Here is a 19502-nt window from a genome sequence, read left to right as displayed (position 1 = left end):
GGATTTCACCTGTAACCTTTCTCTTAACCCTCATTAACCGCAGTAACTATAGCATCAGCATCGCCCTGCGGCATCGAATTTATGCGCTGCACATTGCAGGCATACCAAACGCTGACGCATCCGCGACATAGTCATTGGGGACGTTCTTAAACGACTACCCAATGACTACTCTGTGGTGTCGTCGTCCTCGGCAAGTTGGGGAAACACGGCGTCCTTGGGCATGGTGACCTTCGTCAGCGAGGTGAGCTTTTTGCTCAGCGACGTGTCCGTCTTGACCAGGTCGCTGAGCGTCACGATCTTGTAGCCGTCGGCAATGAGGCCGTCGATAATCTGCGGCAGCGCCTCGAGTGTCTGCTCGGCGCATTCGTCTCTATCGGTGAGCAGCACGATATTGCCCGGCGTCACCGAATCGAGCACCGTCGAGACCTGTTCGTCGGCACCGTTTAGCAGCCAGTCGCCCGAGTCGATATTCCACGAGACCACGGCGGAGACCAGGTCCATCGCATCAATCCAGTTTTGCTCGTCAAAGGCAGCGTAGGGAGCACGCAGCAGCATCGTCTCGACGCCGGTCGCCGACTTAATCGCGTCGGTGCCTTTCGTGATCTGTTCGCGTACCGCCTCACGGTCCTGACCCTTGAGCGAATCGTCGCTATAGCTGTTGGATCCGATCTCGCACCCAGCATCGACAATCGCCTTGGCCGTGGCAGGCGAGGCCTCGACCGCATCGCCCGAAAGGAAGAACGTCGCGGTGACGCCCTTTTCCTTGAGCACCTGCAAGATCTGCTTGGTAGCGCCGCTCGGACCCTCGTCAAACGTCAGCGCCACATACTTTTCGTTACCCTTGGGCGCCACGCTGGCGCACGCAACGACGCAATCGGTGGCGGGCACAACCTCGCCGCGGTCTTGCGTCTTGCCCGACTGCTCACCAACCCACACCTCGGAGCGGCCCTGGACACCCCACGTCTGCACATACTCGATAGCGCCCGTACCCTCGACCTTGAGCTTGGGCTCGATAACCGTAGCCTGAACCTCGTGCTTCTCGTAGGTGTTACGGCCATCCTTGACCGTCACCTTCTCGCCGCCCTCAAGCTCGCGGCTGTCCCATTTGCCCTGCTTCACGCGCTTGCCGTCGACCTTCACCGACAGCTTTTCGCCCCCATGGCGCTTGAGCACGCTGTCATCGACGGCCAGCAGGTCGCCTGCGTCGTAGGTGTCAGTCAACTCCTGGTCGTCGATGAGATTCTGCAGCGTAGAGCCCACGCGCACCGCGGTCTTCTGGCCGTTGAGCTCCACGTCCACACTGCGGTTGACGTAGCCCACGACGGCAGCGATAAACAGCACGAGCGCGCAACCCACGGCGATGAGCGCGTAGGGCAGGCGAGACGAACGACGGGGCGTACGGCTGTTGCCGATGCGCGCACTGCGATCGCTAAACCCACGGCTATGGTTGAGGTACATCGCGCCGGGCTTACGGTGACGCTTGCGCTGACCGCTGGGCAGCTGCCCCAGATCGCGGCGCGCCGTCGGACGCGCACCCGAACGCCCGTTTAAGTTGGATCCGTTTTGGCGCATGTGCCCTCCCCCATAAACACAGCAAGCCGGAGCAACAGGTCTCCGGCTTGCCTCCCATCATTTGGTACGTCGCTATTTTGTAGCTTTTGACGAGCCTCCGCTCGCCTTTTGGTATTCGTCCTTAAAGGCCTTGAACATGCCGCGCGTCTTGCCGAGCTGCTTGCCCAGTGCGCGACTGCCCTTGTCCACGGCAACCGATCCCTTGTCGTCGAGCACCTTGGCGCCCTTTTTGACCTTGTCGCCCACCACGACGCTGGCCTCGGCGGCCTTGGCAGCCGCACCGCCCGAATACCCGAGCGACTTGACCTCGTCCGAAACAATCATCGCGCCGTCCGCATAGCCGCGCAGCATCGTCGGCGGCACCTGCGTGTCACCAACCAAAACACTCGAAGCAGCACCGGCGGTCACATAGAATGCCTGCACGATGCCCGAGCGTGGCTTGAACTCAACGTCCGAGCAATAGCCCACGACGTCGCCTGATTCCGTGCGCACGTCCATACCGACCCAGATGATGCAATCGTCCAGGTTGATGTCGAGGCGCTTGGCAGCGGCGGCATCGTACGTGTCCTTGACGTCATCGACCGCAATGGCGCCCTCGTAGACACCAATGGCGTCGAGCGCTACGAATCGGTCGGGGCGCTCGATCATGCCCGCGATATCAGACTGGCGGACCATAAAGCCGACCACGCGCGTACCGCCCGGGGTAAAGACCGGAAAGTGAATCTTTCCGAGCTTTTTAGGGCTGCGCGGCGTGCCGTCCTTTTTGATGCGCTTGTCCTCGGTAGGCTTGCGATAGATCTTGGCGCCGACAAAATCCCCAGCGCGCATTATGCCTCGGTCGAGGGCTCCGCAGCCTCGGTGTCGGCCTCGGCGGCGTTCTCGACCACGACGTCGGCAGCGGGCGTCACGTTGCCGCCCGAGATGGCGTCGTTGAGCTGCTCACGCAACTGGTCCATACGCTCGCGGGCCAGGTCGACCTTGGCGCGCAGGTCATCGGTCTTAGCATCGACCATCGGGCCAAAGTCGTTGACCGCGGCGCGGGCTTCCTCGGCACCGTGCTCGCAGGTATCGCGCATGTTATCCCAAGCGTCGTTGGCGATATCGGCAGCCATGGCGCGGGTCTCGGCGCCCGAGCGCGGGGCCAGAGCAACGCCGATGATAGCGCCGGCGGCAGCACCAAAAAGCGCACCGGAGACAAAGCTGAAAGTCTTTCCCATGATCATTCCTCTCCTGCGGGCACCTCGATGCCCGCCGTTTGAATGCTGTCCATTATACCCGCAGCGCAACACTTGCCGTCGCGCTCATCTGCGTACGGTAAAAGCGCAGGTACATGATGATGATAAGCGAGTGAGCCTACTCCTGCGGCATAGCCGGCATGGCGACCGTGGCGGCCGGATTCTCGCCGGCGCCATCGACGAGCGGCAGGTTGCCCTCGTGCGCCGAACCGGACGGAGCCGTTGCCGCACCGCCAAAGACGGCCGCGGGGGCCTCGTGGTTCTCGGCGACCGCACCCTCGGTATCGATTGGCATCTGCGGCTCGTCGTCAAAGCTCGGGACGCCTTGGGGCTCCGCAGACTCGGGCTCAGCAGGTGCTTCGGCAACGGGCTCGGTGTCGGCATCGGCAGGAGCGTCGCCCTCGGGCGCATCCTCGGCCACGTCCTCGCCGTTCGCAGCGGCAACGGCCTCGTGCGGGTCCTTGCCCTCGGCCTCGGCACGCATGCCCAGCACCAGGTTGCGCAGGCCCGCGACCGTGCCTTCCACGTCGGGGGCCGGCTGGTCGGCGTGCAGGTACGCCCAGTCCATCATAAAGGTGGCCGAAGACAGCGCGCCAATGGCCAACGCGTCATCGGGACACGAAAGCTCGACCTCAAAGACACGCTCGTCATGCTCGCTCACGCGCGTGCGGCCGCACGAGATGTTGCCGGCAAGACCGGTCTCGTTCATGAGCTCAACCGTCACGTGCTCCAGCAGGTGGCAGAGCTCGGTCTGGCCCATGCAGTCCTGGAACTCGCGACCGGAATCACCCAGGCACAGGTGCTTGGCAATCGCCGGCACCAGGTAATACACGCGCGCCGTGGCCTCGATATCCTCCGAGGTCATGAGCGGCATGCCGGGGTTCACCAGCACATGCGCGCAGATCTTGTCCTCGCTGACGGTGACCTTAAGGATGTTGAACAGGCCTGCCATAACTCTCCCCTACTCTTCCTTGCCCTACTCGTCGCCGTCGTGCGGATTCGCGGAACCCGCACCCGACGTCGTCGGCTCGTTTACCGAAGACTCGGAATCCTTCTTATCGGTTTCGGCCGGAGCGATCACGCGAATGAGCGAGATGCGCTGGCCACGCATCGACTGCACTTTAAACTTGTACCCCGCGACCTCAAACACCTCTCCGATGTCGGGCACCGAGTCACAAAGCTCCAAGATCCAGCCGGCGATGGTCTCATAATCATCGCTTTCCTCGAGTGGCCAACCAAGCTCAATCGCGTCATCGCACGAAAAACGCCCATCGACGAGCCACTCGCGGCGCGAAAGGCGCGTGAGGTACTTGTTGTCGGGGTCGAACTCGTCCTCGATCTCGCCGACGATCTCCTCGACGATATCTTCGATGGTGATGATGCCGGCCGTGCCGCCGTACTCGTCCACGACGACCACGATCTGGTCGTGCGAGGTCTGCATCTCGGACAGCAGCGGCAGGATGTCCTTGGTGTCGGGCGCAAAGGTGGCGTCGCGCAAAAAGCCGGCGATGGGCTGGTCGCCCTTGCCGTCGAGCGCGGGCTGGATCAGGTCCTTGATGTGCGCGATTCCCGCGACGTTGTCGGGGTCCTCGTGATAGACGGGGATGCGGCTGAAGCCGGTCTGGCGCATAGTGGACAGCACGTCGGCGACCGTCTCGTCGTCCTCGCACATGGTGGTGTCCACGCGCGGCACCATGACCTCGCGAGCCACGGTGTCGCCCAGGTCGAAGATCTCGTGGATCATGCGCTTTTCCTCGTCGAGCAGATCGTCCTGCTCCGAGACCATGTACTTAATCTCTTCCTCCGAGACGTTCTGGCGGTCATCGGCGCTCTTGATGCGCAGGATACGGGCCAGGCCGTCGGAGCAGGCACCGGTCAGCCACACGAGCGGGCGGGCGATCTTTTGGAACACGGAGAGCGGCCCCACGACCTGCTTGGATACGCCCTCGGCGTTAGCGAGGCCGATGCGCTTGGGCACGAGCTCGCCGATCACAATGGACACAAAGGCGACGGCGACGGTGATGATGACCGGCGCCAGGCCGCGCGCGATGGCGGAAAGCGGCGCGATGCCAAAGCCCATGAGCCACGTGGCAAGCGGGTCGGACAGGCTCGTCGAGGCGACGGCGGACGAGGCGAAGCCCACGAGCGTGATGGCGACCTGGATGGTGGCCAACAGCTGATCGGAGTCGGCGGCGAGCTGGACGGCGCGCTCGGCGCGCTTATCGCCCTCCTCGGCATCGTGCTCCAACACGGCGCGCTTTGCCGTGGTGAGCGCCATCTCGGACATGGAGAAGTAGCCGTTGATGAGGGTCAAAACGAGGGTGGTGATAAGGGAGATGGTTATGTCCATCGGGAGTTTCTCGAACCTCCAAGATTCGGGACGTTAGGGTAAAACGTTGGTGGCGGATACGGCAATTGCGCCGGCGCCCAAACGAGGACGAGGACGCGGGCGCGGTCGCTAGATTACGAAGAGGATCACCGCCATGAACTGGAAGATGCTGCCGGCGAGCACCCACAAGTGGAAAACACTGTGCAGATAGCGCACGTTTTTGGCGATATAGAACGGCACGCCCACGGTATAGCACACGCCGCCGACGGCGAGCAGGGCAAGTGCCACGGGGTTGAGCAGCGACACGAGCTCGGGCAGTTTAAAGACGACAAGCCAGCCCATCAGCAGGTAGACCAAGCCGCTTACCCAGTGCGGCTGACGCTCGCGCATAAAGCACTCGAGGGCGATGCCGATAATGGCGATGGCCCATACGGCAAAGAACAGCACGGCGCCGCCGTCATTTGCAAGCGTGATGAGGCAAAACGGCGTATAGCTGCCGGCTATGAGCAGGTAGATGCAGCTGTGATCGATGATGCGAAACACGCGCTTGGCGCGAGCGGGCTGAATCGCGTGGTAGAGCGTGGAGGCCAGATATTCGAGAATAATGCTGACGCCATAGACAATTGCCGCGGCCATGTGGGCTGGGCCTCCGCCGCGCAGGGCAGCGAATACGATCAGGAGCACCAGGCCCGCGATACCCAGCAGGCAGCCGACACCATGGGTGACGGAGTTCATGATCTCCTCGCCCACCGTGTAGTGTGGAACGGCCGCGGTCTTGGGTCGCGGCTTAGAACTGTCGCTCGAATCGGACATGCCGGTTACATCCTCCAACGTAAAGAGTTCTCAACACTATATCAAAGCGTCTGGGTGCGTGCGAAATTTGCACCTTACGTGACCCTTTGTTTACCCATTCTTTGCCTGTTGACGCATCAACGGCGAACGTCCATAATGCGCTTGCATTAAATGTTAATGTATTAACATCTTATAGGAAAGCTTCTTATGTCTCAAAATGCACGTTCCCATCGAAAGCTCAAGATAGCCGGCGTCGTTGCGTTGGCGCTCGTTGTCACGTTGCTCGGATTTGCCGGCAACTTTTTGTTTGACTTTGCCCTGAACCCCCAAGCGCCGTACACCATGAAGATGATGCAGGATAGCAAGAACGACAAAGAAGGTGAGCAGCCGGATGCCGAGGACACCGAGGCGCGGGCATGGTTTAAAGAGAATCGCGAGAGCAGCAGCCTCACCGCAGATGACGGAACCGAGCTTGCCGCTTGGTATTTTGCTGCGTCGGAGAGCACGCACGACTACGCCGTCTGCCTGCATGGATATACCAACGAGCCCATCGGTATGGCCCGATACGCCAAACGATTCCATGACCGCGGCATGAACGTACTCGCACCCGCCGCCCGTGCCCACGAGCGCTCCGGCGGCGACTATATCGGCATGGGCTGGCCCGAGCGCCTCGACATCGTCGCATGGATCAATCAAATCGTTCAGGCTGACCCCGAGGCGCGCATCCTGGTCTTTGGCGAGTCGATGGGCGCGGCAACCGCCATGAACGTCGCGGGGGAATCTCTGCCCGCAAACGTGAAATGCATTATCGAGGACTGCGGCTATACGAGTGTTTGGGACGAGTTTTCTCTGCAGCTCAAGGACGTGTTCGGCCTGCCCAGCTTTCCCTTGCTCGATGTAGCAAACTTGGTGTGCAACGTGCGCGCAGGCTACGACTTTCATAAGGCGAGCAGTGTGGAGCAACTCAAACACGCGACGGTTCCCATGCTGTTTATCCACGGCGACCAGGACACCTTTGTGCCGTACAGTATGCTCGACCAAAACTACGACGCGTGCGCCAGCAAGGTCAAGCAAAAGCTCACCATCCATGGCGCCACCCACGCCAAGAGTGCGCAAGTTGACCCCGAGCTCTACTGGAACACAGTCGACAACTTCCTCGACGAGTATTTTTAGGTAAAAAGCAACGTCTGGGGCTTTATCTGGCCCCCTATTTTCGGAAGTATGCGGCAAAATCTGGAACTGCCGACCAGACCGCGATAGCGCGCAGAGATGTGGTGTAAGAGGCGGGGCATGCCCCGCCTCTTCTCTTTCTTGAAAGGGAGGGGACACCGCCTAGAATTCGTCGTTGGAGTAATGAAGGTGACGAATGGAAGGAAAGGCGATGCCCCAAGAAGAGAGTGTACTGCGCCTCGGCCGCGACGAGGCCCTCGAGGCGGCGAGGCTTTGGCAGGAGTGCGGCGACGCGCGCGAGTTCGCGTGCAGGGTGCTGGGCGGCGTGATGAACGCGCTGATGGACTCCGAGGCCCAGCAGATGTGCGGCGCGAGCCGCAACGAGCGCAGCGACGGCAGGGAGAACAGCCGCAACGGCTACCGCCCCAGGTCGCTCAAGACCGCCGTGGGCGACGTGGAGCTCGAGATACCCAAGCTCAGGCACGGCACCTACTACCCCGAGGGCATGCTCGCGCGATGGTCGCGCGTCGACACCTCGGTGGCCTCCATCGTGCAGGAGATGTACGTGTGCGGCGTGTCCACCCGCAAGGTCGAGCGCGTGGCGTCCAAGCTGGGCATATCCTCGCTGTCGAGCTCGGAGGTCTCGAGCCTCTGCTCCGACCTCGACGCCGAGGTGGAGGAGTTCCGCCGCCGCGACCTTTCGGGCACGCCGTGCTGCTACCTGTGGCTCGACGCCACCTACATGAGCTGCAGGGTCGGCTCGTCGGTCGTCTCGCAGGGCGTCGTGACCGCGATCGGGCTGGGCGCCGACGGGCGCAAGCACTTCCTGGGCTGCGACGTGGTCGACACCGAGAGCGAGGACTCCTGGGCGGCATTCCTCGGCGGGCTGCGCGAGCGCGGGCTGGCCGGCGTTCGCCTCGTGGTCTCCGACAGCCACGCCGGGCTCGTGGCCGCCGTCTCGCGCCTGTTCCAGGGCTGCGCCTGGCAGCGCTGCGTGACGCACCTGCAGCGCAACCTCCAGAGCGCCTGCTCGGGCAGGCCCGAGGACTCCAAGGCGGCCGTCAGGGACCTCGTGCGCGCCGCGGTCTACCAGGACGACCCCGACCTCGCGCGCTGCGTGTGGGCCGAGGCGGCGCCCTGGGTGGCGTCGGTGTCCGCCAGGGCCGGCGAGGTCTTCGAGCAGGCCGAGGACTCCGCGCTGGCGTTCACGGCCTTCCCCAGGGCGCACTGGGCCAAGCTCCGCACCAACAACGTCCAGGAGCGCGCCAACCGCGAGATCAAGCGCCGCTACAGGGTCGTGCAGTCCTTCCCCTCGAGGGAGTCGATGCTGCGCCTGACGTGCGCGAGCCTCATGGAGACCGAGGGGCAGTGGTCCCAGCAGCGCGTGTTCTCCGAGGCCTCGGCCGCCGAGGGCTTCGCCGAGCCCGCGGACAGGCCGGCCCCGACAGAGGGGAGGCGCCGCGCGCTCGGGCGGCGCGCCAGGGAGATAGTGGACGAGATAGTCGAGAAGCGCGGTCTCAAGAAGGAGTAACATCGGGACTTGCAGCGACGGACCTCAGGACACTCTTACACCACGTCTGCGCGCGCGACCCAGACCGCAGTTTTACCAACAATTTATCAGGTGTTTTGTTGCCAAAAAATGTCGTGTGCTCGGCGATCTCGAAATTTGCCGCATACTTCCGAAAAGCCGCCCGTGGACACTGTGCTCACGGGCGGCTTTTGCTAACGTTGCGCCACAAAAGCGCTTGATATGTCCAATAGACAGGTGCTACTTGACCTCGATGAGCTCGTACTCGCTCGTGCCCAGGCCGATCTTCTCGGCATGCGCGATGCACGCGCGCCAGTCGGTATCGGGATGCGTGATGCAGAAGGGATCCTTGGCCTGCTCGCCCTCCAGGTGCTCGTGGTTATGCTCCATCTTGGCCGCGCTATCGGTGAGCTCGGTGTTGGGCAGCGGCTCGGATGCCATGACGGCATCGGCACAGGCCTGGTCGATGGCGACCGGGTCGAAGCTCGCGAACATGCCGATGTCGTTGACGATAGGCGTATCGTTTTCGGGATGGCAATCGCAGTTGGGGCTGATATCCATGGCAAGCGAGATATGGAAGCTCGGGCGGCCGTCGACAACGGCCTTGGTATACTCGGCGATCTTGCAGTTGAGTACATCGGCCGCGGCGTCATAGCCGGGCTTAATGCAGTCCTGGTTGCATGCCGCAATGCAGCGTCCGCAGCCCACGCAGCGATCGTGGTCGATGGCAGCCACGTGCACCGTGCGGGTGTTGCCGTTGGCAAGCTCGCGCTCGCGGGTGTCGTCGAACGAGATAGCGTTGTGTGCGCAGATCTTTTCGCAGGCACGGCAGCCAATGCAGTGCTCGGTCGCGACGTTCGGTTTGCCGGCGGCATGCTGCTCCATCTTGCCGGCACGGCTGCCGCCTCCCATGCCCAGGTTCTTCATGGCACCGCCAAAGCCGGCCTGCTCATGGCCCTTAAAGTGGGTGAGGCTGATCACGATATCGGCATCCATGAGTGCCTGGCCGATCTTGGCCTCGCGCACGTACTCGCCGCCCTCGACCGGGACGAGCGCCTCGTCGGTACCCTTGAGGCCGTCGGCGATGATAATCTGGCAGCCCGTGGCATACGGGGTAAAGCCGTTCTGATAAGCGGTATCGATGTGCTCGAGCGCGTTTTTGCGGCTACCGACGTAGAGCGTATTGCAGTCGGTGAGGAAGGGCTTGCCGCCCAGCTCCTTCACGACATCCGCGACGGCGCGAGCGTAGTTGGGGCGCAAAAAGCTCAGATTGCCCAGCTCGCCAAAGTGAATCTTAATGGCGACGAACTTGTTCTCAAAGTCGATCTGCTCAATACCGGCGCGACGGATGAGGCGCTTGAGCTTGTCGAGCTGGCTCTCGCGAGCATGCGTGCGCAGGTTGGTGAAGTACACCTTAGCGGGTGCTGCGGGTGCAGTTGCGGTCATAGATCTATCCCCTCGGTCTATATGGCGTTACAGACATAAGGGATGGTACCAGTTAAAGCAGAGTTAATGTCAAGCGCGGCACCTAGTCATTGGGAACAGACTTAAATGACTGAAACCACTCATTGGGGACGGACTTAAATGAGTGCCTCGCCACCTGGCAGCTAGGGACGTTCCTTTCCTGCCGGCAGTTGGGGACAGTCCTTGCCAGCACGGCCGGCGAACCGGCGAATCGGCAAAGACTGTCCCCGATGACTACTCCTGCACCTTGAGAGCTTCGGCCAGGCTCACGCGCTTGATGGAGCGCGTGTGCAGCAGCGCCACGACCAGGTAGGTTGCAAAGCCGATGCCAACACATGCCGCCATGGACCAAGCGGGCACGTAGATCTCGATATTGCCGTTGTAGGCAAGCAGCATCGATCGGAAGACAGCCGTGAGCGAGCCGATGATCACGGGCAGGCTCAGCACGAGCGACACCGCCACGCACAACGTGATCGAGCGGATGTACAGATGCGAGATCTCGCTATCGCGATAGCCAAAGACTTTCATGTAGCTGATCGAACGGGCACTGTGGTCGATCACAGCCTTGGTCAGCAGGTACATAAACAGCAGGAAGATAAACACCGCGAGCCCGACCATCATGCCGATCATTTTGCTCATCATGCCGATGAACTGGTCACCCACGGCGCGCATGTCGTCGGGCGTGGTGTCGCCGGCAAAGTAACGGGCATCGAGGTCGAGCTTCTCGTCGCTCACATAGCCGTTAAAGTAGGCGGCATCGTTGCCGAACAGCTCGTTAAAGTCATCGATGCTCATATAGATATTCATGTCCGACTTGGAGCCCCAGGCACAGTCCTTGCCCGCGTACTCAAGGGAATAATGCTCCCCCTCGTACTTGTCGATGAGCGTGACCTTCTGGCCCTCGCTCCAGCCAAACTTGTCGAGCAGGCCGCTGCCAAAGACGACGCGCCCATCGCCAACGTTGAGGTCTTTCCAATAGCGCGAATCGGGCGAGATGCCGTAGACGGAAATCGTCTCCTCGCCATTACCATCGCCGCGGTCGTATTGCAGCTGGTAGACGGCGTATTTCTCGGCCTGCGCGATTGTACCCGCGCCGTTGTCGGTCGTATTGATCGGGTGGATATCGTCGTTGTCAGTGTCGATCTTAGAGGCCTTGTCGATCAGGTCGATAGCCTCGTCGCGGTTGCAGCCGAGGGCATCGGCAAGATCGTCGAGGCGCGCATAGAGGACGTCCTTCTTGTCCTGAACCGTTGCGAGCGCGTCCTGCGCTGCGGCTAAACCCTCGGCAGACGGAGAGCTTGTCGCGGCATTGGCGGCCGTCTGCGCGGCATCGACCGCGTCATCAAGCTCGTCATCCGCATCCTGGGCGGCAGTGAGGAGCGCACCGTCGACCGACTGCAAGCGCTCGAGCGCCGACCACTGCTCGCGCTCCTCGGCGGTACCCTCAAGCTCTAGCGGAGCCTTGAGCGTGTACTGATGCTCGGCGACCAAACTCGTCTCCAGGTTGTCCGCGTAGTGCGTCATCGTGGGCAGGATCGCCAGGCCAAAGAGCAGCAGCAGCGACGCAAAGGCGATGCCCACAAAGAGCGTGGCGAAGTTGCCCAGGTTGCGCAGGAAGATGCGCAGGCGGAAGCGCGAGACGAAACCCATGCGCTCCGGCAGCTGAAAGCCGCGCTTGGTGCCCGACTTGCCGCCCGCCTCGTGACGAAGGAACTGCAGCGGGGTCTTTCCCATCTTGCGGAGCAGGCCCACCAACGTAATGAGAATGAGCGCGGAGGCGGGAACCACGGCACACTTCACAAAGATCTCCCAGCTCCAGTACACCTGGAAGGGCGGCAGGCTGTACGAGCCGTAATAGAGGCCGCGCATGGGCTCGGTAAAGAACGCAACGCCGAGCGCGGTGCCCAAAAGCGCTGCGAACACGCCCACGATGGCGGGAAGCGCAAGGTAGTGCAGCACGATCTCGCGACGGCGATAGCCGCTGGCGAGCAGCGTACCGATGATGGCGCTCTCCTCCTCGATGGTGGCATCGGTGAGCACCACAAAGACAAACGCCATGATCACGATGATGATGTCGAGCAGCGTCGTCCACATCATAGAGTCGCCGTCCACATCGTCGCGCGCATAGCCAATGCCCTGGTTGGAATCGGCATCGGTCAGGTCGTCCACGCGCGCATCGGCGTCGGTCAGCGCCTCGACCATATCTTGCTCGGCGTCAATGCGGTCCGCGGTGGGGAGGTCGCGATCGGTAAAGGTGAAGGAGTAGGTGTAGGCGGGTGCGCCACCGGCATCCTCGAGCGCGGCAAAGCCGCCATCGGTGACCTCGGCCACGCCGTACGTGATGGTGTTCACCGTAAAGTCCGAATTGTTGAGGAACAGCGCCTGGCTATCGGGCTGGGTCATGATGCCGCAGATGGTATAGGTGCGGCCCTCGAGCTTGACCTTGTCGCCCACGGCGAGGTCGTTGTTGGTGGCAAAGACACGGTCGATGGCCACCTCATCGTCCGTCTTGGGCTCCTTGCCCTCACAGTAGGACGCGATATCGACCTTGGTGCGGTGCGCATAGGTGCGCAGCGTGCGCTTGGTGCCATCGTCGCCGGCGGTCTTTTTGATGACGGCGTCAATGGAGAAATTCTTATAGAGCGTGACGCCGCCGACGTCACTGGCGGCATCCTCGGCGGCCTTGAGCTGGTCGTCGGTAGCCTCGAAGGAGGTGGTCACGCGGCCGTCCTCAATCGTGTACGCATCGCGCATGTCGTCGATAAGGCAGCCGATGGAATGCGCTGCGAGCAAAAAGCCCGAGGTGAGAGCGATGCTTCCGCACATAAGCAAAAAGATGCCCAGGTACTTGCCGATATTGCGGCGCAGCTCGCGCGGGAGACGTTTTGCGAGAGGTGTCATGGCGCCGCCTACCAATCGAGCTCGGCAGCCGCAACGGGCGACTCGTTGAGCTCGTCCTCGACGATGCGCCCGTCGCGCAGGCGCAGCACGCGATTGGCCATGCGGGCGATGGCGGCATTGTGGGTGACAATGATGATGGTGCAGCCGTAGGTGCGGTTGACATCTTCCATGAGCTGCAAGATTTCCTTGGACGTCTTATAGTCAAGCGCACCCGTGGGCTCGTCGCACAGCAGCAGGCCCGGGTTTTTGACGAGCGCGCGACCGATGGCGCAACGCTGCTGCTGGCCGCCCGAGACCTGGCGCGGGAACTTGTTGCGATGTTCATAGAGGCCCAGCGAGCGCAGCAGCTCGTCAATGTTGAGCGGGTTTTTGGACAGGTGCGCCGTGACCTCGATGTTTTCCTTGATGGTGAGATCGGGCACCAGGTTGTAGAACTGGAAGACAAAGCCCAGCTCACGGCGGCGATACTCACCCAGGTCGGCGGCGTTGAGCGTGGTGAGGTCGCAGCCGTCCACCAGAATAGAGCCGGCGTCGGCATCCTCCAGGCCGCCGATCAGGTTGAGAAAGGTCGACTTGCCCGAGCCCGAGGGCCCCAGCATGACGCAGATCTCGCCTCGGTTGATGGACGTGTCGATGCCATCGAGTACCGTCAGGCGCGCATCACCGTCGCCGTAGTGCTTTTTGAGATCCTTGACCTGGACGTAGGCTTTCTTCGTCGCCATACTACCCCCCCCCATTGTTAGCCTCATACTACTTTATGAACGTAATAGTAAACCTTGGCGAACTATTTTTGGGCGAGAGTGGGGATTTGTTTCAAGACTAGTCGTTGGGGACGTTCTTGAATGACCAGGTGGTTAAGACTAGTCATTGGGGACGTTCTTAAATGACCAGTCACAAGGGACGCTCTTTCGCCACCCGGCAGTTGGGGACGCTCCTTATCTGCCCCCGATGGCTAGTCATTTAAGTCTGTCCCCAATGAATACTTTTGGTCGTTTAAGCCTGTCCCCAATGAGTAGGTGTCTAGGCGTGGGATTTGTTGTGGGCGAGGGCTAGGCCTACGGCGGCGATGGCGGCGGCGAAGAGCACGGTGACGCCCAGATCGCAGGCGATGTCGCCCAGCACGGTGGACGTCAGGTCCGCAGCGAGCGCCTTGCCGATCGCGTCGTTCACCCAATATGTCGGCACAAAGTGCGCCACGGTCTGCACGGCCGGGCCCATCAGCGACAGCGGCATCCAAGCGCCGCCCAAAAACGTCATGAGCATGCCGAGCAGGTTGCCCACGCCATTGAGCAGCTCCTCGCGCGCACCCAGGCCCGAAAGGGCAAAGCCAACGGCCAGCGGCGTGCACGCCAGGGCAAACGTCGCCGCCAGTGCCAGGCACACACGGCCCACGCCGACCTCGGCGACCGCGCCGGCAAAGCCCACGACGCCCATCATGCTCGACACAAACCAGATGCAGACGGTGAGCACGGCGGCGGCGGCAAACACGGCAAGCGAACGTTGGCGCTCGGAGATTGGGCCGGCATCCATACGACGCACGCGCTCGGGCTCGTTCATGCCCGAGAACACCAACCCCACCGATACGATGACCGACGAGATAATCGCGTACGCGCCAAAGTTGAAGTACGACTCGAGCGTGGCGGCAGCAGCCGAGTCGACCTTGACCCGCTCGATCTGGACCTCCGCGCGCTTTGCAGCGGCATGTTCGGCGGCCTTGGCAACGTCGCCGTTGGAGGCAGTGGGCTCAAGTGCGGCTGCAGCGCCCGCGAGCGAGATCCAGCGCGAAGCCTCGGCAGACGAAAGCGCCGCCGCCATGGTGCCGGCACCGTAGGTCACATCGAGCTTGGGCAGGGACTCCCCCGCGCGGGCAGCCGCGACCAGGTCGTCCTCGAACCCCTCCGGGATAAAGAACACGCAGTCGGCGCTGCCCTTGGCGCTGTTGCTCTTGGAGAGCGCGTCCGCAAGGTCGTACGTGTCATCGCCGACGCCCGTGACCAGGTCAAACCGCGAACCTAGGTGCTTGGTGAGCGCAAGTGAAAGATCACTGCCATCGCGGTCGACCACGATCACGTTGGCGTCGTAGGGCTTGTACTCGGTGAGCTGCGACGAGTTCCAGCTCACAGATGCCGCGATGAATACGCCCATCAGCGAAATGAACACCGTATAGATGAGCAGGTAGAACGGGTGCGCCAGCGCCATGCGAAGCGCGGTCTTAAAGGTGCTCATAGCGGCTCCTTCCAAAAATCAGCGTGGCGGCGGCAACAAACACCAGCGTCATGAGGACCAGCGCGCCCGCGCGAACGGCAAAAGGCCCCAAGTCTTCAAAGAAATACAGGCGGTTGAACATGTCGCAGATAAGCTTGACGGGGTTGAGCCAGCACTCAGCCGGGCAGGCGCGGGCGACGTCGTCGGCAAGCGCCATCGCTGGCTCGCCGTAGAGGCCGGCGAACAGGGCGCACGTAGTGGCAAAGCCCGTGAGGATGCCAGACTTGGACGCCTTGCCGCCCTTAACGGGAAGCGTGCCCACAAAGAGTCCCAAGCCCGTGGCGGCAAGCGCGGAAGCGGCGCCGCCCACCAAACACAGCCCCTCGCGCCCGCCAAAGTCGACGCCCACGACCAGACGCACGTAGCCGATCGCGATCGCCATCGAGGCAAAGGAGACCAGCCACGAGCCCACAAAGATACCGGCCAGCGACGCCGTTTTGGAAAGACCGCCCACGCAGCGACGCGCGCCAAGACCCGACAGATTGGGCTGCAGGTCGATGACGCTCAAGGCGGCAAACTCGGCAGACATCATCGCGACCAGGCCAAAGAGCGCGTAATAGTAGATGACCGTGCCGTCGGGTGTGGTGCGTGTCAGGCTTACGCGGCGGGTGCCGCCCTCGAGCGACAGGGCGCGCGCAACCGCCTCGGGGTCGGCGAGCGCCGCCGGGTTGTCCTGGGCAATCTGGGACATGAGCTCGGCATTTTGTGTATACGAGCTTGCCACCGTCTCCAGGATGCTGCGATCGGTGAGCACCGATGATGCGCGCGAGCTGTCGTAGCTCGATAGCAGTGTGAGCTTGGGCGTGCCCGCAGCGTCGACCGTATAGATACCCGCGACCTCACCGGCCTTGAGCGCACGGTTCGCATCGGCTGCGTCGTCGAGCTCGTGGATCTCGAGCAGCTGGTCGTCGCCTTCCTTGGCAAGCGACGTCGCCACGCCCTTAAAGGTCGAAGCGTCCCAGACCTTGTCCGCCACGACGGCAACCGGCACCGGGTCGACCGTGCCGTCGGAGCTCAGGTTCGCAAACATAAACATGAACATCGTGGAAAGCGCGATGGGAAAGAGGGCGCCCCAGACCCACGTGCTCGGCCGGCGCAGCAGCGTTTTGACCGTGATGATGATGGTGTTGAACATGGCCGCCCCCTAGTCGCGCAGCTCGCGGCCGGTGATCTCGAGGAACACGTCGTTGAGGGTCGGCGGTTCGGAATAGATGCGGCCGAGCGGCACGTCATGCGAGCGCAGCGCATCGAGAATGTCCGTCAGGTTGTGCGGGCTCGCTTCGCACGAAAACGTGAGCTGTCCCGCCGTTGCCGAAAGGTCCAGAACGTGCGGCAGGCTTGCGACGGCACCGAGCGCCGCACTCGGAACCTCGCCGACCTCGATTACAATCTTCTCGCCCATCTGAATCATGCGCTTGAGCTCGTCGTTAGTGCCCTGCGCCAGCACGCGCCCACCGTCCATGATCATGATGCGGCTGCAGATCTGCTCGACTTCCTCCATGTAATGGCTGGTATACACCACCGTGGCGCCCTCGTCGCGCAGGCGGCAGATGCCCTCCAGGATGGCGTTGCGGCTTTGCGGGTCGACCGCCACCGTGGGTTCGTCAAAAAAGATGAGCTCGGGCTTGTGCGCGATGCCGCAGGCAATGTTGAGACGACGCGCCAGGCCGCCCGAGAGCTTGCCGGGGCGGAACTTGGTAAAGTCGCCCAGGCCGACAAAGTCGATCGCCTCGTCCACCAGCGCGCGGCGGCGCTTGCGGTCGTTGACGTAGAGACTGCAGAAATAGTCGATGTTCTCGCGCACGGTGAGCTCGTCGAACACCGCCACCTGCTGCGGCACCACACCGATGCGGCGCTTGAGATCGTAGCGGGCGGGCGTCATGCGCTCGCCGAACAGCTCGATGGTGCCCTTGTCGTAGGCGACCAGCTGCAGGATGCAGTTGATGGACGTGGTCTTGCCCGAGCCGTTGGGGCCCAGCAGGCCAAAGATCTCGCCGGGGGCGATACTCAGGTTAAAGTGGTCGAGCGCAATAAGGTCGTCGTAGCGCTTAACGAGGTTTTCGACGTGGACGATGTCTGTCATGAGGCGGCCCTTCTGTTGATTGCGGCCCGGTACGATTGCATCATCGCAGGAGCTGGCGGCGCGCACCAGTGAGCTTTGTCACGAGTGCGGGGCGGTCGCGTGGCCTGCTGACGCGACCGCCCCGCCGCGTGGGAGGAATGTCACGCTTGCTCTGAGTGGCGCCTCCCCCGTGCGCGGCATCGCGTACAATACCCGTATGAACAGGCTATTCGACAAATCGATCGTGCTGGCGTGCTGCATCGCAGCCGCCACGGGCCTTGCTGTGGATGCTCGCCTGGTCGCGGCGTTTTGTCTTGGCGTTATTACCGCCTCACTGGCCGAGGTCGCACGGGGAAACCGTGACCGCCGTGCGAGCGAGGCCGCGAGCTACGTCTACATCATCGCGGCCGTCTTCGTGCCGCCGTTTGTGCCGTTCGCACCTCTCGCCCTCTATGACATCGCGCGACGCGTGCGCCGCGAACGCATCTGGCCTGCGCTGGCAATTGGCTCCGTGTTTGCCTGCGCACTTGCCACGGACCTTCGCTGCGGCGCGCTCACCACCCGAACGCTGTTGCTAACCGCCATCCTTTCGGTCGCCGCCACGTTGCTGTCGCTGCGCACCGCGCAGCTGGAGCGCGAACAGGAACGCATGCGTCGCATCCGCGACAAGCTGCAAGAACGCGCCCTGGCACTCGAGGCACGCAACCGCGACCTCGCCGACCGCCAGGACTACGAAGTCGAGCTCGCGACGCTCGCCGAACGCGCCCGCATCGCGCGCGAGATCCACGATAACGTGGGCCACCAGCTCACGCGCGCTTCGCTTCAAACCGAAGCCCTGCGCGTGGTCCATGCCAACGAGCCCGGCGTTGCCGCCGATTTCGCCGACGTCAAATACACCGTTGACGAGGCGCTCCAGCTCGTGCGCGCCAGCGTCCACGCGCTCAACGACAATGCGACCAACCTCTCCGTGCAGCTCGAACGCATCGTTGAAGGCGCGCGCTCGGACAGCGGTCCGCAGATTGAGCTTGAGGTTTTGGCCGAGCATGCGCCCGCAAACGTCGCCAACTGCTTTGCGGCGGTGCTGCGCGAGGCGCTTTCCAACGCCATGCGCCACGCCCATGCCAAAACCATTACCGTGCGGTGCATGGAGCATCCGTCGTTTTACCAGCTCATCGTTACCGATGATGGCGCGGACGCGACCCCGGCGAGCAGCAGCAACGTCGCAGAAGGCATGGGGCTCGTCTCCATGCGTGAGCGCGTCGAGGCGCTTGGCGGAACCTTCACCGCCGGTCTGCGCGCCGGCGCCCCCGGCTGGCGCGTGTTTGCCACCGTCCCCAAACAACAAGGAGATGAGGGCCGATGAGGCTCATCGTTGTCGACGACGACCGCTTGGTGGTCGATTCGCTCAAGATTATCCTGGGCGCCCAGCCGCAGATCGAAGTGGTGGGCACCGGAGCCGACGGCAACGACGCGGTGACACTCTACGCCGAACTCGCACCCGATATCGCGCTGCTCGACATTCAGATGCCGGGGCGCGACGGCCTTTCGGCGGCGCGCGAGATCCTTGAGCGCGACCCTTCGGCGCGCGTGGTGTTTCTGACGACATTCTCGGATGACGAGTACATTGTATCGGCGCTCAAGCTGGGCGCCCGCGGTTACCTGATCAAGACCGATGTCGCCGCCATTCCGCCAGCGTTGGCACAGGTCATGGATGGCAAACGCGTGCTCGAGGGCAAGGCGATCGAAGATGTTGACTTTGACGGGATGGGCGACAAGACGGGCACGCCCCGCCGGCCCGCAGCCTTCGCCAGCCTAACCGACCGCGAGTTCGAAGTCGCCGAGCTCATCGCCCGCGGCCTCGACAACAAGGAGATTGCCGCCACCGCCTATATGGGCGAAGGCACCGTACGCAACCACATCAGCTCGATCCTGGCAAAGATGGGCCTGCGCAACCGCACGCAGATCGCCATCGCCTACCTGCGGGGGTAATTGACCAGTGGCCGATCGCTCCGGCATAGCAAAATGACTGCCATCGATTTAATGCCATTTCAAAACTATGCCGGTTTCCGGGGCTGAGTCACGAGTCCCCAACCATGCCGATATTCGTGAAAATAAAACCGACGCTCCTATAAGTTGTCAATAGGCAGTTTGCGGGAGCGCTCCCTTCAATTCGCACAGGAGCTC

General features: G+C 62.4%; 16 protein-coding genes. 4 read left to right on the top strand and 12 right to left on the bottom strand.

Going from position 1 to position 19502, the window contains the following annotated elements:
• Positions 1–165: 165 nt before the first annotated feature.
• The 6 genes from AB5750_RS08220 to trhA form a co-directional block, all read right to left on the bottom strand.
• Positions 166–1572 carry a polysaccharide deacetylase family protein gene (locus tag AB5750_RS08220; RefSeq protein ID WP_368146155.1) on the bottom strand — a complete coding sequence of 469 codons (1407 nt, stop codon included), beginning with the start codon at positions 1570–1572 and terminating at the stop codon, positions 166–168.
• A gap of 72 nt (positions 1573–1644) precedes the next feature.
• Positions 1645–2400, bottom strand: coding sequence for a PRC-barrel domain-containing protein (locus AB5750_RS08215; protein WP_055310650.1), 756 nt, complete (start codon positions 2398–2400; stop codon positions 1645–1647).
• Positions 2400–2789, bottom strand: a complete 390-nt coding sequence (locus tag AB5750_RS08210; RefSeq protein ID WP_368146153.1) for a YtxH domain-containing protein — start codon at positions 2787–2789, stop codon at positions 2400–2402. Before AB5750_RS08210 ends, AB5750_RS08215 begins: the two co-directional genes overlap by 1 nt.
• Before the next feature lie 136 nt (positions 2790–2925).
• Positions 2926–3759 carry a cyanophycin synthetase family protein gene (locus AB5750_RS08205; RefSeq protein ID WP_368146152.1) on the bottom strand — a complete coding sequence of 278 codons (834 nt, stop codon included), beginning with the start codon at positions 3757–3759 and terminating at the stop codon, positions 2926–2928.
• Positions 3760–3783: 24 nt separating this feature from the next.
• A complete protein-coding gene (locus AB5750_RS08200) occupies positions 3784–5157 on the bottom strand; it encodes a hemolysin family protein (RefSeq protein WP_368146151.1) in 1374 nt (457 codons plus the stop codon).
• Between the two features lie 108 nt (positions 5158–5265).
• Positions 5266–5949, bottom strand: coding sequence for a PAQR family membrane homeostasis protein TrhA (gene trhA, locus AB5750_RS08195; protein ID WP_368146149.1), 684 nt, complete (start codon positions 5947–5949; stop codon positions 5266–5268).
• 186 nt (positions 5950–6135) lie between these two features.
• On the opposite strand from trhA, the gene AB5750_RS08190 reads away from it, so the two are divergent.
• Positions 6136–7101 (top strand): alpha/beta hydrolase, encoded by a 966-nt coding sequence (locus tag AB5750_RS08190; RefSeq protein WP_368146148.1) that lies wholly within the window; start codon positions 6136–6138, stop codon positions 7099–7101.
• A 208-nt stretch (positions 7102–7309) separates the two neighbouring features.
• Complete coding sequence (locus AB5750_RS08185; protein WP_368146280.1) at positions 7310–8629, top strand: IS256 family transposase; 1320 nt, start codon at positions 7310–7312, stop codon at positions 8627–8629.
• A gap of 237 nt (positions 8630–8866) precedes the next feature.
• Here the strand turns inward: AB5750_RS08185 and AB5750_RS08180 are convergent, their stop codons facing one another.
• The 6 genes from AB5750_RS08180 to AB5750_RS08155 all read right to left on the bottom strand — a co-directional run bounded on the left by AB5750_RS08180 (position 8867) and on the right by AB5750_RS08155 (position 17339).
• The gene (locus tag AB5750_RS08180) at positions 8867–10072 is read right to left on the bottom strand and encodes a DUF362 domain-containing protein (protein ID WP_368146249.1); all 1206 of its coding nucleotides are present in this window, start codon (positions 10070–10072) and stop codon (positions 8867–8869) included.
• A gap of 252 nt (positions 10073–10324) precedes the next feature.
• Positions 10325–12991 (bottom strand): ABC transporter permease, encoded by a 2667-nt coding sequence (locus AB5750_RS08175; protein WP_368146250.1) that lies wholly within the window; start codon positions 12989–12991, stop codon positions 10325–10327.
• 8 nt (positions 12992–12999) lie between these two features.
• Positions 13000–13713, bottom strand: coding sequence for an ABC transporter ATP-binding protein (locus AB5750_RS08170; RefSeq protein WP_368146251.1), 714 nt, complete (start codon positions 13711–13713; stop codon positions 13000–13002).
• A 298-nt stretch (positions 13714–14011) separates the two neighbouring features.
• Positions 14012–15217, bottom strand: coding sequence for an ABC transporter permease (locus tag AB5750_RS08165; RefSeq protein WP_368146253.1), 1206 nt, complete (start codon positions 15215–15217; stop codon positions 14012–14014).
• A complete protein-coding gene (locus AB5750_RS08160) occupies positions 15204–16391 on the bottom strand; it encodes an ABC transporter permease (RefSeq protein ID WP_368146255.1) in 1188 nt (395 codons plus the stop codon). Before AB5750_RS08160 ends, AB5750_RS08165 begins: the two co-directional genes overlap by 14 nt.
• Before the next feature lie 9 nt (positions 16392–16400).
• The gene (locus AB5750_RS08155; protein ID WP_368146256.1) at positions 16401–17339 is read right to left on the bottom strand and encodes an ABC transporter ATP-binding protein; all 939 of its coding nucleotides are present in this window, start codon (positions 17337–17339) and stop codon (positions 16401–16403) included.
• A 196-nt stretch (positions 17340–17535) separates the two neighbouring features.
• Between AB5750_RS08155 and AB5750_RS08150 the strand changes: the two genes are divergently transcribed.
• Both AB5750_RS08150 and AB5750_RS08145 read left to right on the top strand, forming a co-directional pair.
• Entirely contained in the window at positions 17536–18681 is a 1146-nt protein-coding gene (locus tag AB5750_RS08150; RefSeq protein ID WP_368146258.1) for a histidine kinase, read from the top strand.
• Positions 18678–19307, top strand: coding sequence for a response regulator (locus AB5750_RS08145; protein ID WP_368146259.1), 630 nt, complete (start codon positions 18678–18680; stop codon positions 19305–19307). The genes AB5750_RS08150 and AB5750_RS08145 overlap by 4 nt, the downstream gene beginning before the upstream one ends.
• Positions 19308–19502 lie beyond the last annotated feature (195 nt).

The sequence above is a fragment of the Collinsella aerofaciens genome (genome assembly GCF_040926185.1).
Lineage (GTDB): Bacteria > Actinomycetota > Coriobacteriia > Coriobacteriales > Coriobacteriaceae > Collinsella > Collinsella aerofaciens_BC.
Note: the sequence above shows the minus strand (reverse complement) of the source record. Positions and strands in the feature narration are given on the sequence as shown.

Coding starts and splice junctions, on each gene's coding strand:
- AB5750_RS08180 (WP_368146249.1), bottom strand. CDS start 10,072: ATGACCGCAACTGCACCCGCAGCACCCGCTAAGGTGTACTTCACCAAC.
- AB5750_RS08145 (WP_368146259.1), top strand. CDS start 18,678: ATGAGGCTCATCGTTGTCGACGACGACCGCTTGGTGGTCGATTCGCTC.
- AB5750_RS08210 (WP_368146153.1), bottom strand. CDS start 2,789: ATGGGAAAGACTTTCAGCTTTGTCTCCGGTGCGCTTTTTGGTGCTGCC.
- AB5750_RS08155 (WP_368146256.1), bottom strand. CDS start 17,339: ATGACAGACATCGTCCACGTCGAAAACCTCGTTAAGCGCTACGACGAC.
- AB5750_RS08205 (WP_368146152.1), bottom strand. CDS start 3,759: ATGGCAGGCCTGTTCAACATCCTTAAGGTCACCGTCAGCGAGGACAAG.
- AB5750_RS08185 (WP_368146280.1), top strand. CDS start 7,310: ATGCCCCAAGAAGAGAGTGTACTGCGCCTCGGCCGCGACGAGGCCCTC.
- AB5750_RS08190 (WP_368146148.1), top strand. CDS start 6,136: ATGTCTCAAAATGCACGTTCCCATCGAAAGCTCAAGATAGCCGGCGTC.
- AB5750_RS08175 (WP_368146250.1), bottom strand. CDS start 12,991: ATGACACCTCTCGCAAAACGTCTCCCGCGCGAGCTGCGCCGCAATATC.
- AB5750_RS08160 (WP_368146255.1), bottom strand. CDS start 16,391: ATGTTCAACACCATCATCATCACGGTCAAAACGCTGCTGCGCCGGCCG.
- AB5750_RS08170 (WP_368146251.1), bottom strand. CDS start 13,713: ATGGCGACGAAGAAAGCCTACGTCCAGGTCAAGGATCTCAAAAAGCAC.
- AB5750_RS08165 (WP_368146253.1), bottom strand. CDS start 15,217: ATGAGCACCTTTAAGACCGCGCTTCGCATGGCGCTGGCGCACCCGTTC.
- AB5750_RS08220 (WP_368146155.1), bottom strand. CDS start 1,572: ATGCGCCAAAACGGATCCAACTTAAACGGGCGTTCGGGTGCGCGTCCG.
- AB5750_RS08200 (WP_368146151.1), bottom strand. CDS start 5,157: ATGGACATAACCATCTCCCTTATCACCACCCTCGTTTTGACCCTCATC.
- trhA (WP_368146149.1), bottom strand. CDS start 5,949: ATGTCCGATTCGAGCGACAGTTCTAAGCCGCGACCCAAGACCGCGGCC.
- AB5750_RS08150 (WP_368146258.1), top strand. CDS start 17,536: ATGAACAGGCTATTCGACAAATCGATCGTGCTGGCGTGCTGCATCGCA.
- AB5750_RS08215 (WP_055310650.1), bottom strand. CDS start 2,400: ATGCGCGCTGGGGATTTTGTCGGCGCCAAGATCTATCGCAAGCCTACC.